Source organism: Streptococcus cristatus (assembly GCF_019685515.1).
Taxonomy (GTDB): Bacteria; Bacillota; Bacilli; order Lactobacillales; family Streptococcaceae; genus Streptococcus.
On sequence record NZ_JABFFN010000001.1, the window covers coordinates 1,079,021 to 1,093,520 of the forward strand.

Annotated in this window: 13 protein-coding genes and 2 tRNA genes; all 15 read right to left on the reverse strand. The window is 41.9% G+C overall.

Annotated elements, in window-relative coordinates:
- Positions 1 to 107: 107 nt before the first annotated feature.
- The 15 genes from sufB to FOA33_RS05245 all read right to left on the reverse strand — a co-directional run bounded on the left by sufB (position 108) and on the right by FOA33_RS05245 (position 14,487).
- Positions 108 to 1,520, reverse strand: coding sequence for a Fe-S cluster assembly protein SufB (gene sufB, locus FOA33_RS05175; protein WP_049478151.1), 1,413 nt, complete (start codon positions 1,518 to 1,520; stop codon positions 108 to 110).
- A 57-nt stretch (positions 1,521 to 1,577) separates the two neighbouring features.
- The gene (gene sufU, locus FOA33_RS05180) at positions 1,578 to 2,018 is read right to left on the reverse strand and encodes a Fe-S cluster assembly sulfur transfer protein SufU (protein ID WP_221160867.1); all 441 of its coding nucleotides are present in this window, start codon (positions 2,016 to 2,018) and stop codon (positions 1,578 to 1,580) included.
- Positions 2,005 to 3,231, reverse strand: a complete 1,227-nt coding sequence (locus tag FOA33_RS05185) for a cysteine desulfurase (RefSeq protein ID WP_221160868.1) — start codon at positions 3,229 to 3,231, stop codon at positions 2,005 to 2,007. Before FOA33_RS05185 ends, sufU begins: the two co-directional genes overlap by 14 nt.
- 10 nt (positions 3,232 to 3,241) lie before the next feature.
- Positions 3,242 to 4,504, reverse strand: a complete 1,263-nt coding sequence (gene sufD / locus FOA33_RS05190) for a Fe-S cluster assembly protein SufD (protein WP_084911645.1) — start codon at positions 4,502 to 4,504, stop codon at positions 3,242 to 3,244.
- 27 nt (positions 4,505 to 4,531) lie between these two features.
- Positions 4,532 to 5,302: a Fe-S cluster assembly ATPase SufC gene (gene sufC, locus FOA33_RS05195; RefSeq protein WP_221160869.1), complete on the reverse strand. Its 771-nt coding sequence runs from the start codon at positions 5,300 to 5,302 to the stop codon at positions 4,532 to 4,534.
- Between the two features lie 152 nt (positions 5,303 to 5,454).
- Positions 5,455 to 5,649, reverse strand: a complete 195-nt coding sequence (locus FOA33_RS05200; protein WP_221160870.1) for a DUF3272 domain-containing protein — start codon at positions 5,647 to 5,649, stop codon at positions 5,455 to 5,457.
- Positions 5,650 to 5,676: 27 nt separating this feature from the next.
- Entirely contained in the window at positions 5,677 to 7,332 is a 1,656-nt protein-coding gene (dnaX, locus tag FOA33_RS05205) for a DNA polymerase III subunit gamma/tau (protein WP_221160871.1), read from the reverse strand.
- Positions 7,332 to 7,829: a GAF domain-containing protein gene (locus tag FOA33_RS05210; RefSeq protein ID WP_221160872.1), complete on the reverse strand. Its 498-nt coding sequence runs from the start codon at positions 7,827 to 7,829 to the stop codon at positions 7,332 to 7,334. The genes dnaX and FOA33_RS05210 overlap by 1 nt, the downstream gene beginning before the upstream one ends.
- Before the next feature lie 82 nt (positions 7,830 to 7,911).
- The gene (gene rpsA, locus FOA33_RS05215) at positions 7,912 to 9,114 is read right to left on the reverse strand and encodes a 30S ribosomal protein S1 (RefSeq protein WP_001001620.1); all 1,203 of its coding nucleotides are present in this window, start codon (positions 9,112 to 9,114) and stop codon (positions 7,912 to 7,914) included.
- A 162-nt stretch (positions 9,115 to 9,276) separates the two neighbouring features.
- Positions 9,277 to 9,348, reverse strand: a tRNA-Gln gene (locus FOA33_RS05220).
- Between the two features lie 8 nt (positions 9,349 to 9,356).
- Positions 9,357 to 9,437: transfer RNA gene (locus FOA33_RS05225), tRNA-Tyr, on the reverse strand.
- A gap of 49 nt (positions 9,438 to 9,486) precedes the next feature.
- On the reverse strand, positions 9,487 to 9,717 hold the full coding sequence (locus FOA33_RS05230; RefSeq protein ID WP_221160873.1) for a DUF2969 domain-containing protein: 231 nt from the start codon (positions 9,715 to 9,717) through the stop codon (positions 9,487 to 9,489).
- A 112-nt stretch (positions 9,718 to 9,829) separates the two neighbouring features.
- Complete coding sequence (locus FOA33_RS05235; protein WP_311043421.1) at positions 9,830 to 10,867, reverse strand: branched-chain amino acid aminotransferase; 1,038 nt, start codon at positions 10,865 to 10,867, stop codon at positions 9,830 to 9,832.
- A 115-nt stretch (positions 10,868 to 10,982) separates the two neighbouring features.
- The gene (gene parC, locus FOA33_RS05240; RefSeq protein WP_221160874.1) at positions 10,983 to 13,463 is read right to left on the reverse strand and encodes a DNA topoisomerase IV subunit A; all 2,481 of its coding nucleotides are present in this window, start codon (positions 13,461 to 13,463) and stop codon (positions 10,983 to 10,985) included.
- Between the two features lie 205 nt (positions 13,464 to 13,668).
- Positions 13,669 to 14,487, reverse strand: a complete 819-nt coding sequence (locus tag FOA33_RS05245; protein ID WP_221160875.1) for an aminoglycoside 6-adenylyltransferase — start codon at positions 14,485 to 14,487, stop codon at positions 13,669 to 13,671.
- Positions 14,488 to 14,500 lie beyond the last annotated feature (13 nt).

A 14,500-nucleotide genomic window follows, 5' to 3' on the forward strand; every position in this document is an offset into this window, starting at 1 on the left:
ATTGTTTTATTTTACCATATAAAAGCATTTTTGTGAATATTTATTAGGTTCTTTTTGAAAAAAATCTGAACAGGAAGAGTTCCTGTTCAGATTTTGCATACTCTTTCTTATCCGACTGAACCTTCCATTTCATAGCTAATCAAGCGGTTAAGCTCAACCGCGTATTCCATTGGAAGTTCTTTTGTGAAGGGTTCTACAAATCCCATGACAATCATCTCGGTTGCCTCAGATTCTGACAATCCACGGCTCATGAGGTAATAGAGTTGTTCCTCTGAAATCTTAGATACCTTGGCTTCGTGCTCCAATGCAACTTGCGAGTTGTGGATTTCATTAAATGGAATGGTATCTGACGCTGATAAGTCATCCATGATAATGGTATCACACTCGATGTGAGAAACAGATTTCTTCGAGTTCTTGTTGAAGGTTACTTGTCCACGGTAATCCACCTTTCCTCCACCTTTAGCGATGGATTTAGACACGATAGACGAGCTTGTGTGTGGAGCATTGTGGATCATCTTGGCACCCGTATCTTGGTGTTGCCCAGCATTAGCAAAGGCAATTGAAAGCATGGTACCACGCGCCCCTTCTCCATCTAGGTAAACAGATGGGTATTTCATGGTTGTTTTGGCACCCAAGTTACCATCAATCCACTCAACAGTCGCATCTTTCAAAGCTTTGGCACGTTTCGTTACCAAGTTATAGACGTTATCAGACCAGTTTTGGATAGTCGTATAGCGCATATAAGCTCCGTCCAAGGCAAAGATTTCTACAATAGCAGCATGCAAGCTGTTGCTTGAATATGTTGGCGCAGTACATCCTTCTACGTAGTGGACACTTGCTCCCTCATCAACAATAATCAAGGTACGTTCAAATTGACCAGTATTTTCGTTGTTGATACGGAAGTATGTTTGAAGTGGAATATCTACCTTGACTCCTTTTGGTACGTAGATAAAGGTTCCACCAGACCATACTGCTGAGTTGAGGGCAGCCAACTTGTTATCTGTCGGCGGTACCAACTTCGCAAAGTATTGTTTAAACAAGTCTGGGTATTCCTTGAGGGCAGAATCCGTATCTGTAAAGATAATTCCTAACTTCTCAAACTCTTCCTTCATGTTGTGGTATACCACTTCTGACTCATACTGAGCAGAAGCTCCGGCCAGATAGGCACGTTCAGCTTCTGGAATACCGATACGTTCAAAGGTTTCTTTGATCTTTTCAGGTACATCATCCCAAGAACGGGCTGGTTTGTCAGATGGTTTTTGGTAGTAGATCAAATCATCAAAGTCAATCTCTGACAAGTCTGCTCCCCAAGTTTGCATGGGCATTTTCTTGAAGGTTTCATAAGACTTCAGACGGAACTCCAACATCCACTCAGGCTCTCCCTTAGCAGCTGATAATTCGCGAATGACTTCTTCGTTCAATCCTTTTCCTGTCGATAGGACAGGCTCTACATCGTCATGGAAACCAAATTTATATTCACCAAGGTCAATTGGTTTTGGTTCTACTCTTTCTTCAGCCATAATATCCTTTCTTTCATTCTTCATTTCTAATGATTCGTAAGACAAAAAAGACTTGTCTTACTTGTTATCTTGATTTTCAATTGTTCTCTTAAGGGCATTCCAAGCTAGGGTTGCACACTTAATCCGTTGCGGGAATTTGGCAACACCTGATAAGAAAGCTGCATCACCTAGTTGGTCTTGACGGTCATCCTTTTGACCTTGAACCATTTCAGAAAAGATGGTTGCAAGTTCTAGAATTTCTTGCTTGGTCTTCCCTAAAACTGCATCCGTCATCATACTAGCAGAGGCAGTTGAAATCGTGCATCCTGAATTTAGAAAAGCAATATCTTCCAAATGGTCCTCTGCATCAAACTTGACAGAGAGGTTGATGACATCCCCACAGGTCGGATTATTGAGACTGATTTGTTCAGCATCTTCTAACTTCCCTTGGTGATGGGGATTTTTCGAATGGTCCGCTACCACTGCCATATAAAGGCTATCTAGTTTAGAAAGTGCCATTGAAAAACTCCTTTGTCTTTTGTAAGGCATCGACCAACTTGTCGCAATCTGCCTTGGTGTTGTAGATATAAAAACTTGCACGAGCTGTTGCTGGAACTTCCAAATACTGAAGCAAGGGTTGCGCACAGTGGTGACCTGCACGAACAGCCACTCCTTCATAATCCAGAGCCGTCGCAAGATCGTGAGGATGAAGATCCCCTAAGTTAAAAGCAATGACACCTGAACGTTGAGCCAAGTCCTGAGAACCATAAATGGTCAAACCTTCAATGGCCTGTAGTTTTGGAAAGACGTACGCGATCAATTCTTGTTCATGAGCTTCAATCGCATCCATACCAATCTTTTCCAGATAATCCACTGCAACAGCAAGTCCGATAGCCCCTGCCATATTTGGCGTTCCAGCCTCAAATTTCCAAGGCAATTCCTTCCAGCTAGCAGATTGCTCGTAGACGAAATCAATCATCTCGCCGCCAAATTCAAGGGGTGACATTTGTTCTAAATACTTCTCTTTTCCGTACAGAACACCGATACCAGTTGGACCAGCCATCTTGTGACCTGAAAAGGCAAAGAAGTCCACATCCAAGTCCTGGACATCGATCTTCATATGAGGCGTAGATTGAGCACCATCCGTCACCATGATAGCTCCAACTTGGTGGGCCAGTTGAGTGATTTCTTTGATTGGATTGACCACACCCAGAACATTTGAGGCGTGAGCAAGGGAGACAAACTTGACTCTATCAGTCAATTTAGCTCGCAAATCATCCATATCCAGAGCCCCGTCCTTGAGATAGACATAGACAAGCTCTGCTCCAGTCTTTCGACAAGCTTCCTGCCAAGGAATAATATTAGAATGGTGTTCCATGATAGAAATCAAGACCTGGTCTCCCTCAGTCAAAATTTCCTCAGCAAAGCGTGCCACCCAGTTAAGACTGGTTGTCGTTCCTCTGGTAAAGAGAATTTCCTTTGTAGAGCCTGCATTGATAAACTTACGAATAGTTTCACGAGCAGCTTCATAAGAAGCTGTTGCTCGCTCAGCCAAGGTATGAACACCACGGTGAACGTTGGCATTGTCTTTCTCATAGTAGCGGTTAATCGTTTCAAGAACTGCTAGTGGTTTTTGTGTCGTCGCAGCATTGTCCAGATAGACCAGAGGTTCATCGTTGACAATCTGGTCCAAAATTGGAAAATCCTTGCGAATCGCTTCTACATCTAACATAGGCTTCCCCTTAGCGTTTTGACAATTTTTCTTCGATAGTTGCAATCATTTCGTCACGAACTTCCTTGACTGGAATCTCTACGATTACAGATCCAAGGAAACCGCGGACAACCAAACGTTCTGCAGTTGCTTTATCCAAGCCACGGCTCATGAGATAGTACATGTCTTCTGGATCCACCTGACCGATAGAGGCCGCGTGTCCTGCAGTAACGTCATTTTCGTCAATCAAAAGAATTGGGTTAGCATCTGAACGAGCCTGGTCTGAAAGCATGAGAACACGGCTTTCTTGTTGCGCATCCGCTCCCTTAGCGCCCTTGATGATGTGACCGATACCATTGAAGGTCAAAGTTGCTTTTTCAAGGATAACCCCATGTTGGAGGATATTTCCGATAGAATTGCATCCGTAGTTAGTCACTCGCGTATCAATCCCTTGTACCTGACGACCACTTGAAAGAGCTACGGCTTTAAGGTCAGCATGGCTACCATTCCCAATCAAGTCGCTATCAAAGTCAGCAACAACATTTCCTTCGTTCATGACACCGATTGCCCAGTCAATGCTTGCATCGTTGCCTAGTTTACCACGACGGCTAATGTAGGCAGTGACATTTTCACCTAGACGGTCAATGGCAGCAAACTTCACTTGCGCACCAGAACGAGCAATCACTTCAACTGTGATATTGGCAGTTGCTTTTGCACTGCCTCCACCTCGTGACTCTAGACGTTCAAGATAGCTTATTTTAGAGTTTTTACCAGCAATGATAAGGATATGCTTGTTAAATGGCACATCGCTGTCGCTATCTTGGTAGAAAATCCCTTCGATTGGCTCTTTAATCTCAACATTATCAGGAATGTAGAGAACAGCACCACTGTTAAAGTAAGCTGTATGGTAGGCTGCCAACTTGTCGTCATCATACTTAACAGATGACATGAAGAATTCCTCAATAAGCTCTGGAATTTCTTCTAAAGCTGAATGGAAGTCTGTGAAGATAACACCCTGTTCAGCCAATTCAACTGGTGTTTGTTCAAAAACAGTTTGCGTTCCAACTTGTACCAATTTCAAGTGATTATCTAGTGCAGTGAAATCTGGAACATTTGCTGAAGGCTCACTTTCTATGATGGTTCCATCCCCCAGATTCCAACGGTGAAATTTGACACGCTCAATGACTGGTAATTCCAAACTTTCAATCTTATCAAAAGCTTTTTGACGGAGGTCTGACAACCAGCTTGGTTCAGCGTGCGTTTCTGAAAAAAGTTTAATAGTTTCTTTAGTCATTTACTTCTCCTAAAAGATACGAGGGAATTACAATTCTTCCTTGTAGTCGTAGCCAAGTTCTTCAGCTAGTTTTGCGTATCCTTCACGTTCTAGACGCGCAGCCAATTCTGGACCACCAGAAAGGACCACACGACCTTCCATCATCACGTGTACCACGTCTGGTGTGATGTAGTTCAAAAGGCGTTGGTAGTGAGTGATGATCATAGCACCAAAGCCTTCACCACGCATAGCATTCACACCTTTCGATACGACTTTAAGGGCATCAATATCAAGACCTGAGTCAATCTCATCCAAAAGGGCAAATGTAGGTTCCAACATCAAGAGTTGAAGAATTTCATTACGTTTTTTCTCACCACCAGAGAAACCTTCGTTGAGGTAACGCTCTGCCATTTCTTCTTTCATGTTGAGCAATTCCATTTTCTCATCTAGTTTAGCGATAAACTCACGAACTGAAATCTTTTCATCATCTTCTTTACCAGCATTCATGGCTGCACGAAGAAACTCTGCGTTAGTAATTCCTGGGATTTCTGATGGGTACTGCATAGCAAGGAAAAGTCCCATACGCGCACGCTCGTCCACTTCCAATTCAAGGATATTTACACCATCAAACAAGACTTCCCCTTTTGTAACCTCATAGTTAGGATTCCCCATGATAGCTGCAGAAAGAGTCGATTTACCAGTACCATTTGGTCCCATGATAGCTGCGATTTCTCCTGTTTTCAGAGTCAGATTGACTCCTTTCAAAATTTCTTTTCCTTCAATCTCAACGTGAAGATCTTTGATCTCTAATACTGACATGATAATTCCTTTCTTTTTCTGGCCTACTTCCTTTATCATTAGAGAAATCACTTACATTTCTCTAAAAAACACAAGAAAAGGTCCATAAATATACTCTACTAGTATAACAAAAAAAAGCCTAAAAGGCTTTGATTTTGTCTAGAAGCTGGGAGCTAGTCCTTGCGGTTTAGGTGCTGATCAATGGTGTCTACAATTTTTCCCATCACGTAACTTAACCTAAAATTTCGAAAGAGTAGAATGGCCCAAAAGGCTGCCATAATATAGCGACCAGTCATCCAGGCTTCATTGAAAAAATAAGTCTCAGCAGCCGTAAATAACGCTATCATAATAAATTGTTGTCTATTCATAAACTTATTGTATCATGAAATCTTTCTTTAGTCTTCCTCTACCTTCACTTTATCAGCCAAAAATTCAAATCCTTCTGGAATCAGACTGTCTTCTGCTTCTTTTTCAACTTGAGAAGATTTAGTTTTAGCTGAAAAGGCCGCTCGAACCTCTTTCCATTCCTCTAGGGAAATGGCTAAGATTTCAGGTGAAAAACCTGCTGCCTGACTGAGGATGTTGCCAAACATAGTATTGAGATTATCTCTTTTCATGGTTTGACCAGCATTGAAATTAGACTCAAAGGCTAAAATAGCATGGTGTTCGTTTGCCGCAACTGGTTGAGAACCAACGAGCAGAGCCTTATCCGGACCAGCTAAGCTTTCAATCACTTCTACCCATGCATTTTGGAGGCGAATCAAGTTTTGCCGTGCCAAATCAGGATTTTCGACAGCTTCTTGCAGGATAGTCTGAACTTTGTTGCGATCCACTCGATAGACTGTCTTGGAAGTGGCTGGACGGCTAGGAACTGGCACCACTTGTTTAGGAGCCGTTTCAACATTGGCAAGTTCTTGTTTGAGACGAGCGACTTCCTGTCTCAGTGCAGCTATTTCACCTTCGACAGCTTCTGAAAGCACTGGTTCAGGCTTAATCTCAGCTAAACGAATGGTCATCATCTCAGCATAAATCTTAGGTTGCAGGCTTGCTTTCATATCTGCCAAGCTCACAGTCGCCATTCGAATCATTTCAAAGAGGCTTTCCTGAGATAAAGCTAGATTGTCCATAAAAACTGGACTATGATGAGTATTTTCGCCACCCGTCTGCACGACCAGTAAATCACGCAAATACTGCAAGAGATCCGTCACAAAACGAGTCATGCTCTTGCCATTCTCAAATAAAAGATTCAAAGAATCAAGTGCTTTTGGAACATCCTGCTGAGACAAGGCAGCTACATAGTCATCTAGTGCTGATAAACTAATGGTGCCTGTAATCTCCTCAGAGATAGCAGTCGTGAGCTCGTTTCCCTGTGTTAAACTCAAAGCTTGATCCAGAATGGACAAGGCATCCCGCATTCCACCTTCAGCTCGTCTGGCAATGATTTCCACAGCCTCCGGTTCAGAACTGATATTTTCTTTTTCTAGAATATGATAAATATGCTCCTTGATATCTTGAGTTTTAATCGATTTGAACTCAAAACGTTGAACACGCGATAAAATGGTTGCAGGAATCTTATGCAATTCAGTGGTCGCCAAGATAAAGACAACATTCTGAGTTGGCTCCTCAAGAGTCTTCAAAAGCGCATTGAAGGCTCCCGTAGACAGCATATGGACCTCGTCAATAATATAGACCTTGTAACGTGCTAAGCTAGGTGCATAGGTAGATTTGTCACGAATTTCACGGATTTCATCGACTCCGTTATTCGAAGCTGCATCCATTTCGATAACATCTTCTAGGCTACCTTCTGTCACAGCCTGACAGATATAGCAGTTATTACACGGTTCTCCGTCCACTTGGTTCGGACAGTTCATAGCCTTGGCAAAAATCTTGGCTACACTGGTTTTCCCAGTTCCACGAGGACCTGAGAAAAGATAAGCATGACTAATCTTTTCCTGCTCAACCGCTTGTTTTAGGGTTTTAGCCACAATCTCTTGGCCTACCAGTTGTGAAAAAGTCTGGCTTCTATATTTTCGATAAAGTGCTTGATACATTAGGCTTTCTCCTCAAACATCGTAAAGTCCCATTCTGTCTTCTCAAGCAAAATAGCGACAAATTGTTCCAAGTAATCACGGTCAATGGCATTGTAATCATCAATAAGTGAAGAATCCAGGTCTAAGACACCCAGCAATCGACCATTCTTGAGCATGGGAACTACGATTTCACTCTTGGCCATACTATCACAAGAAATGTAGTTTGGATAGGTGCTCACATCGCCAACTAAAACAGTCTCTTGAAACTCAGCAGCTTCTCCACATACTCCTTTTCCAAGCGGAATGCGAATACAAGAAACACCACCCTGAAAAGGACCTAAAACCAACTCGCTACCATCAAACAGATAAAAACCTGCAAATACTGTATTCGAAAAGCGAGATTTTAGGAGGGCACTAGCATTCGAAAGATTGGCAAGAACATTGTTCTCACCTTCAAGTAAATAAGAGAGTTCCTCATTTAACAATTGATATTGTGATTGTTTTTCTGAATCTAACATAGAACTATTATATCAAAAATGGGAAAGAGACAAAAGAAAAATCCCTTGTTTTAAACAAAGGATTTTGCGATTATCAATTTGATTAAAGTTCGATATCACCGAACAAGTCAGCCATTGAGAATCCTGTTTGTGTTTCTGGAAGTTCGAAATCACGTTTTTCTTGACGTTTTGGACGACGTGGACGAGCAGCACGTTTTTCTTCTTTTTGTCCTTCTTCTTGAGCTGGACGTTCTTCAAGAGCTTTGATAGAAAGTGATACACGTTCTGCGTCAGCGTTAACATCAAGGACTTTAACAGTAACTTCTTGACCAACAGTAAGAGCTTCTTTTGGATTTTCGATACGTTTGTGTGAAATTTGTGATACGTGAACAAGTCCATCGATACCTGGCAATACTTCAACAAATGCACCGAAGTCAGTCAAACGTTTAACTGTTCCTTCTACTACATCACCTTTAGCCAATTTTTGCTCAACGCCATCCCATGGTCCAGGTGTTGTTGCTTTAAGTGAAAGGGACACGCGTCCTTCTTCTTCATTAAGATCAAGGACTTTAACTTCGATTTCTTCACCAACAGTTACAACTGATTTAGGTGATACGTTACGTTCGTGTGACAATTCAGTCAAGTGAACCAATCCGTCAACACCACCGAGATCGATGAAAGCACCGAAGCTAGTGATACGAGCAACTTTACCAGTTACTACATCACCAACAGCTAATTTACTGAATACTTCAGCACGAGCTGCTGCAGTAGCTGCTTCAACAACTTCACGACGTGAAAGGATGAAGCGGTTTTCTTTAGGATCAACTTCTTTGATTTTAGCATCAAATTCTTGACCTACGAAACGCTCAGTATTACGTACGAAACGAGTATCCAACATTGAAGCTGGGATAAATCCACGAACACCTTCAAATTCTACTGAAAGTCCACCTTTAACGGCACGAGTTCCTTTAACAGTAACAACTTCTTCTTCGCGTCCTACAAGTTTGTCCCATGCTTTGCGAGCTTCAAGACGTTTTTTAGATACAAGGTATGTAACTGTATCAGTATCTTTACCAACTACTTGACGAAGTACAAGAACATCCAATACTTCTCCTACTTTCACAAAGTCATTGATATCTGCATCGCGATCGTTTGTCAATTCGCGAAGAGTCAAGACACCTTCAACACCAGTCCCAGAGATTGCAACGTTAGCTTGAGTCGCATCAACTGTCAATACTTCAGCACTAACAACATCACCAGGCTCAACTTGGCTAACGCTATTTAGCAAATCTTCAAATTCGTTCATCTAAAAAATCCTCCAACAATCAAGTCTTTCCAAACTTGACATACTTATAATTTTTTTCCTAAGCACCCGCAAGGACATGTTCATATCGTTCACGTCTATCAATTATAAAAATAAAATACCCTAAGATATTTTTCTTTTTATCTTGAACTTATTACCTAAGAACTGGGGTAGCTGGATTCGAACCAACGCATGAGGGAGTCAAAGTCCCTTGCCTTACCGCTTGGCTATACCCCATTGATAAATGGAGAGAGAGGGATTCGAACCCCCGAACCCGAAGGAGCGGATTTACAGTCCGCCGCGTTTAGCCTCTTCGCTATCTCTCCAATGTTTAACGAGAACTATTATATCATGAAAATTTCAATAAAACAAGTATTATTTTGTCAAATTATAGTTTTCAATCAAAATTTCCACAGCTTTTTCAAGTTTTTTATAAAAACTATCGACATTTCCATTCTTTATGATGGCAAATTGGCTATCTAATTCGGCAATTTCGCCAATGACCTTTTTCCCGATTGTCAAAACGTAGCCTTCATAATTGTCTTTTCCAACAGTCACTTTAGCATCTGTTAATTGAATTTCAATTTTCTTATCTCTTTTACTCATACTGTACCTCTTTTCACTTTTTCTATTGTACAAGAAAATACTCAAACTAGCAAGAAAAAACTCCATTTCAGCCATTACAACTGCTATGGAGTTCTTCTTTACTTCGTGTCTTTTAGTCCACTTTGACAATCCATCCCTCTGGTGCTTCCACATCACCAAATTGGATACCAGTCAATTCATCGTAGAGTTTACGTGTAACAGGACCTACTTCCGTTTCACTATAGAAAACATGGAAATCATCGCCATGTTGAATCCCCCCAATTGGAGAAATAACTGCTGCTGTACCACAAGCTCCTGCCTCTACAAAACGATCCAAATTATCGATTGGGACATCGCCTTCAATCGGTGTCAAGCCCAAGCGGTGCTCTGCTAAGTAAAGCAAAGAGTACTTGGTAATAGATGGCAAGATGGATGGACTCAATGGTGTAACAAATTCATTGTCTGCCGTGATTCCAAAGAAGTTGGCTGATCCGACTTCCTCAATCTTTGTATGCGTAGATGGGTCTAGGTAGATAACATCTGAAAATTGGCGTGACTTGGCCATTTTACCTGGGAGGAGACTAGCAGCGTAGTTCCCACCTACCTTGGCCGCACCCGTACCATTTGGAGCTGCACGGTCGTATTCATCCTGAATCAAGAAGTTAGTTGGGACTAAACCACCTTTAAAATAGTTACCAACCGGCATAGCAAAAATGGTGAAAATGTACTCTTCTGCTGGTTTAACCCCGATGATATCTCCAACACCAATCAAAAGTGGACGAAGATAAAGTGTTCCACCTGTTCCATATGGTGGGACGTATTCTTCATTTGCACGCACAACTGCTTTACAAGCTTCTACAAACATTTCTGTCGGAACTTGTGGCATCAAGAGACGGTCACAGGTACGTTGCAGACGCTTGGCATTTTCATCAGGACGGAAAAGTTGAATACTACCATCCTTCGTACGATAGGCCTTCAAACCTTCAAATGCTTGCTGTCCATAGTGAAGACTTGGAGAAGACTCTGAAATATGCAAGGTCGCATCCTCTGTCAATTCTCCTTGATCCCATTGACCATTCTTGTAGTGAGCGATATAACGGTAAGGTAATTTCATATAAGAAAATCCAAGGTTTTCCCAATCAATTGCAACTGTCATGTGTTTCTCCTTTATACTATTCAAACTATGTGTTCTATTCTACACTTTTCTAGTAAAATTTCAAGTATTATTTGTAATTTTCTGAAAATTTTTTCAACATAAAGAAATCAGCCCTCTGGACTGATTCTTTTTATGAATTTGTTTTGTCCTCTTTAAAGACTTCTTTGAGGTAAGCAGCGAAAACTTCCTCATCTGAAATGGTGTCTGAAATAAAGCTTCCATTGCTAGTTCGTTCTGACAAGTTGAGGTCTTGCAATCGACTCTCATAGATTGTTCCCTTGTTAGATTGGACTAGCAGTGTTTGGTCGTTCTCTTCCACTTCTGTACTGAAGAGATCACCTACAAGTCCTTGATCTGCAACTGCTCCTGCTAAAAAGACACGGTGCGGTTTGTTTTTCAACTCACGCAAGACTTGCAGACCTCGTTTGGCACGGCTGGTCGCTGGAATTTCCTCAATGGAAACACGTTTTAAGCTACCGCGTTGGGTCAAGAGGTAGAAGGATGAGGTGTTACAGATAAAGGCGGCCTGAAGCAAATCATCTGCTTTCAGGTTCATAGCCTTGACACCTGCAGCCTTTGCTCCGACAATCGGAACCTCTTCGATATTGAAACGAAGGGCGTAACCGTTTTGGCTAATCAAGAGAACATCATCTAGTTTAATTGGAGCTACTGCTACAATCTGGTCTGTCTCGTCTTTGAGCTTAGCATACTTGACAGATTTAGACTTATAAGTTCTCCATGGAGAAAATTCTTTACGTTCTACGCGTTTGATTTGACCAAGACGAGTTGCAGCAAAGTAGGTTGTCGCATCTTCAAACTGGTCCACGACTTCTACATAAAGGATTTCTTCGTTAGTTTCAAAGTTTGTAATGGTCTGGCTCAAGTGCTCTCCGATATCCTTCCAGCGAATATCTGCTAACTCATGGATTGGTCGATAAATGACATTTCCAAGAGTTGTGAACATCAAGAGATGCTGGGTTGTCTTGGCAGATTGAACAAAGATCAAACGATCATCATCACGCTTGCCAATTTCTTCCAGCGTAGATGCTGCAAAGGAACGTGGGCTAGTGCGTTTGATATAGCCAGCCTTGGTCACACTGACATAGGTATCTTCCTCAGCGATCAGACTAGCTGTATCAATCTCGATGACTTTTGCTGTATCTTCTAATGCACTCAAACGTGGAGTCGCAAATTTCTTCTTAACCTCACGAAGCTCCTTCTTCATGAGATTGTACATGGTCCGCTCATCACCGATAATCGCCGCAAGCATGGCAATCTTTTCACGAAGTTCTGCTTCTTCTTCTTGCAAGACAACCACGTCGGTGTTGGTCAAACGATACAGTTGCAAGGTAACGATGGCCTCAGCCTGCTCTTCTGTAAACTCATAGCTGACCTTGAGGTTTTCCTTAGCGTCAGCCTTGTTCTCAGAAGCACGGATAAGGGCAATGACTTCGTCCAAAATCGAAATCACGCGAATTAAACCTTCAACGATATGGAGACGTTTCTCAGCCTTTTCCTTATCAAAGTGGGAACGTGCTAGAATCACTTCACGACGGTGGGCGATGTAGCTAGATAAGATTGGAACAATCCCGACCTGACGGGGTGTGAAATTATCAATCGCCACCATATTAAAGTTGTAATTAATTTGTAGGTCGGTGTATTTGAAGAGATAGTTGAGTACAAGCTCGGTATTCGCGTCTTTCTTTAGTTCAATAGCGATACGAAGACCGTCACGGTCAGACTCATCACGAACCTCAGCAATACCAGCCACCTTGTTATTGACACGAACATCATCTATTTTCTTGACCAAATTGGCTTTATTGATTTCATAAGGAATCTCAGTGATAACGATTTGCTCCTTACCACCTTTTAGTTTTTCAATCTCCGTCTTAGAACGAACAACCACTCGCCCTTTTCCAGTTTCATAAGCCTTCTTGATTTCGTCACGCCCTTGGATGATAGCTCCTGTAGGGAAGTCTGGACCAGGTAAGAATTCCATGAGCTTGTCCACCTTGGCTGTTGGATGGTCAATCATGTAAACCGTCGCATCAATAACCTCAGCTAAATTATGTGGTGGAATATCTGTGGCATATCCAGCCGAAATCCCAGTCGAACCATTGACCAAGAGGTTTGGAAATGCTGCTGGCAAAACCGTCGGCTCTTTCTCCGTATCGTCAAAGTTCCAGGCAAAAGGAACTGTCTTTTTCTCGATATCCTGAAGAAGATAACCAGCAATCTCAGACAAACGAGCCTCGGTATAACGCATCGCCGCAGGCGGATCTCCGTCCATAGAACCGTTGTTACCGTGCATTTCAACCAAAATCTCACGATTTTTCCAGTCCTGAGACATACGGACCATGGCATCATAGATAGAAGAATCCCCGTGGGGGTGAAAATTCCCCATGATGTTCCCGACAGACTTGGCAGACTTACGGTAGCTCTTGTCAAAGGTATTGCCATCTTTATTCATAGAATAAAGAATACGTCGCTGAACCGGCTTCAATCCATCACGAATGTCTGGCAAAGCCCGGTCTTGAATGATGTACTTGGAGTAGCGACCAAAGCGCTCTCCCATGATGTCCTCAAGGGACATGTTTTGAATGTTACTCATATAGGATACAAAGCCCGTAAAATACAAAGAAAATTTATCTTTTTCACACAGTATTTAGGGCATGTTCAACTCCTTTCAAAGAATGTAGAGTAGGTTTTTATAAAATAAAGGATGTTTTACAGAAATTAGTCCTATGTTCAGTTACGATAAATAACCAAACGACCCTTTCTGTAGTTTAAAATTTTAAATTATGTTCTTTATTGACTTAGTGATTTAACAGTCTCTCCTCAGCATATCTCATCATCTTCTCGGCTACTTCTTTATCGTAGTCAAAGCCCATCTTTTGAGCAAGGGTCTGAGCCTCTTGGTGGAAAAGTTCCATGGTAGCAAATAAAGACTGGGTGATTTTATCTAAACTTGAGAAATCAAGCAGATTTGAGAATTCCTTTTCTTTCTCAGTAGGTAAATAGTTAAAGAGATACTTGTAGTTCTTGCCAATATCAATCGTCCTCTTATCAGCTGCAACTTGCCAAGCCAAGACCTTTAGGAGTTCTTGTTGACAAATACCGTAAAGATGGTCTGTTGCATAGATGAGATGACAGCGACGAATACCCTTAACCACATAGGCGGACACCCACCAAAATTCATTGCAGGCTTTTTCAAACTCTATCACACTAGCTGGGCTTGTCCAAAAGCGTTGGGGACTTGTAGTATAGGACTCAAACAAGCCTTTCTCGTCTTTCAAAACTGTATAATCAGCTTCGCTATCCACCCACTCTTTGATGTGTTCCTTGGGACAAAGGGTCAAATCAATTCGGTTACCATCCTCAAAGAGCATGAGATAAAGTCGACGGTTGCCTAGGATATTATGCTGCTCAATGACACGTGTTCCAAACTGGTCCAACCAAGTAAGATTACTCGTCAGATTATCTAAGTCGTCCACGACATAAACAACATCATAATCTTGAAACTCATCTTTTGGAGCTTTTGGATTTGTCCGTGAACCAGACATGGCGACAGCCTCGACTTGTAAAGTTTGGGCAGTCTGTAAAATCAATCTCAGCATTTCGGGTTCAGTTCTCATTTTAATCCCTTAT

Excerpts from the sequence above, each read along its gene's own strand:
- rpsA (WP_001001620.1), bottom strand. The coding sequence starts at position 9,114 with ATGAACGAATTTGAAGATTTGCTAAATAGCGTTAGCCAAGTTGAGCCT.
- FOA33_RS05245 (WP_221160875.1), bottom strand. The coding sequence starts at position 14,487 with ATGAGAACTGAACCCGAAATGCTGAGATTGATTTTACAGACTGCCCAA.
- FOA33_RS05200 (WP_221160870.1), bottom strand. The coding sequence starts at position 5,649 with ATGAATAGACAACAATTTATTATGATAGCGTTATTTACGGCTGCTGAG.
- sufD (WP_084911645.1), bottom strand. The coding sequence starts at position 4,504 with ATGACTAAAGAAACTATTAAACTTTTTTCAGAAACGCACGCTGAACCA.
- FOA33_RS05185 (WP_221160868.1), bottom strand. The coding sequence starts at position 3,231 with ATGTTAGATGTAGAAGCGATTCGCAAGGATTTTCCAATTTTGGACCAG.
- FOA33_RS05210 (WP_221160872.1), bottom strand. The coding sequence starts at position 7,829 with ATGTTAGATTCAGAAAAACAATCACAATATCAATTGTTAAATGAGGAA.
- sufB (WP_049478151.1), bottom strand. The coding sequence starts at position 1,520 with ATGGCTGAAGAAAGAGTAGAACCAAAACCAATTGACCTTGGTGAATAT.
- FOA33_RS05230 (WP_221160873.1), bottom strand. The coding sequence starts at position 9,717 with ATGAGTAAAAGAGATAAGAAAATTGAAATTCAATTAACAGATGCTAAA.
- dnaX (WP_221160871.1), bottom strand. The coding sequence starts at position 7,332 with ATGTATCAAGCACTTTATCGAAAATATAGAAGCCAGACTTTTTCACAA.
- parC (WP_221160874.1), bottom strand. The coding sequence starts at position 13,463 with ATGAGTAACATTCAAAACATGTCCCTTGAGGACATCATGGGAGAGCGC.
- sufU (WP_221160867.1), bottom strand. The coding sequence starts at position 2,018 with ATGGCACTTTCTAAACTAGATAGCCTTTATATGGCAGTGGTAGCGGAC.
- sufC (WP_221160869.1), bottom strand. The coding sequence starts at position 5,302 with ATGTCAGTATTAGAGATCAAAGATCTTCACGTTGAGATTGAAGGAAAA.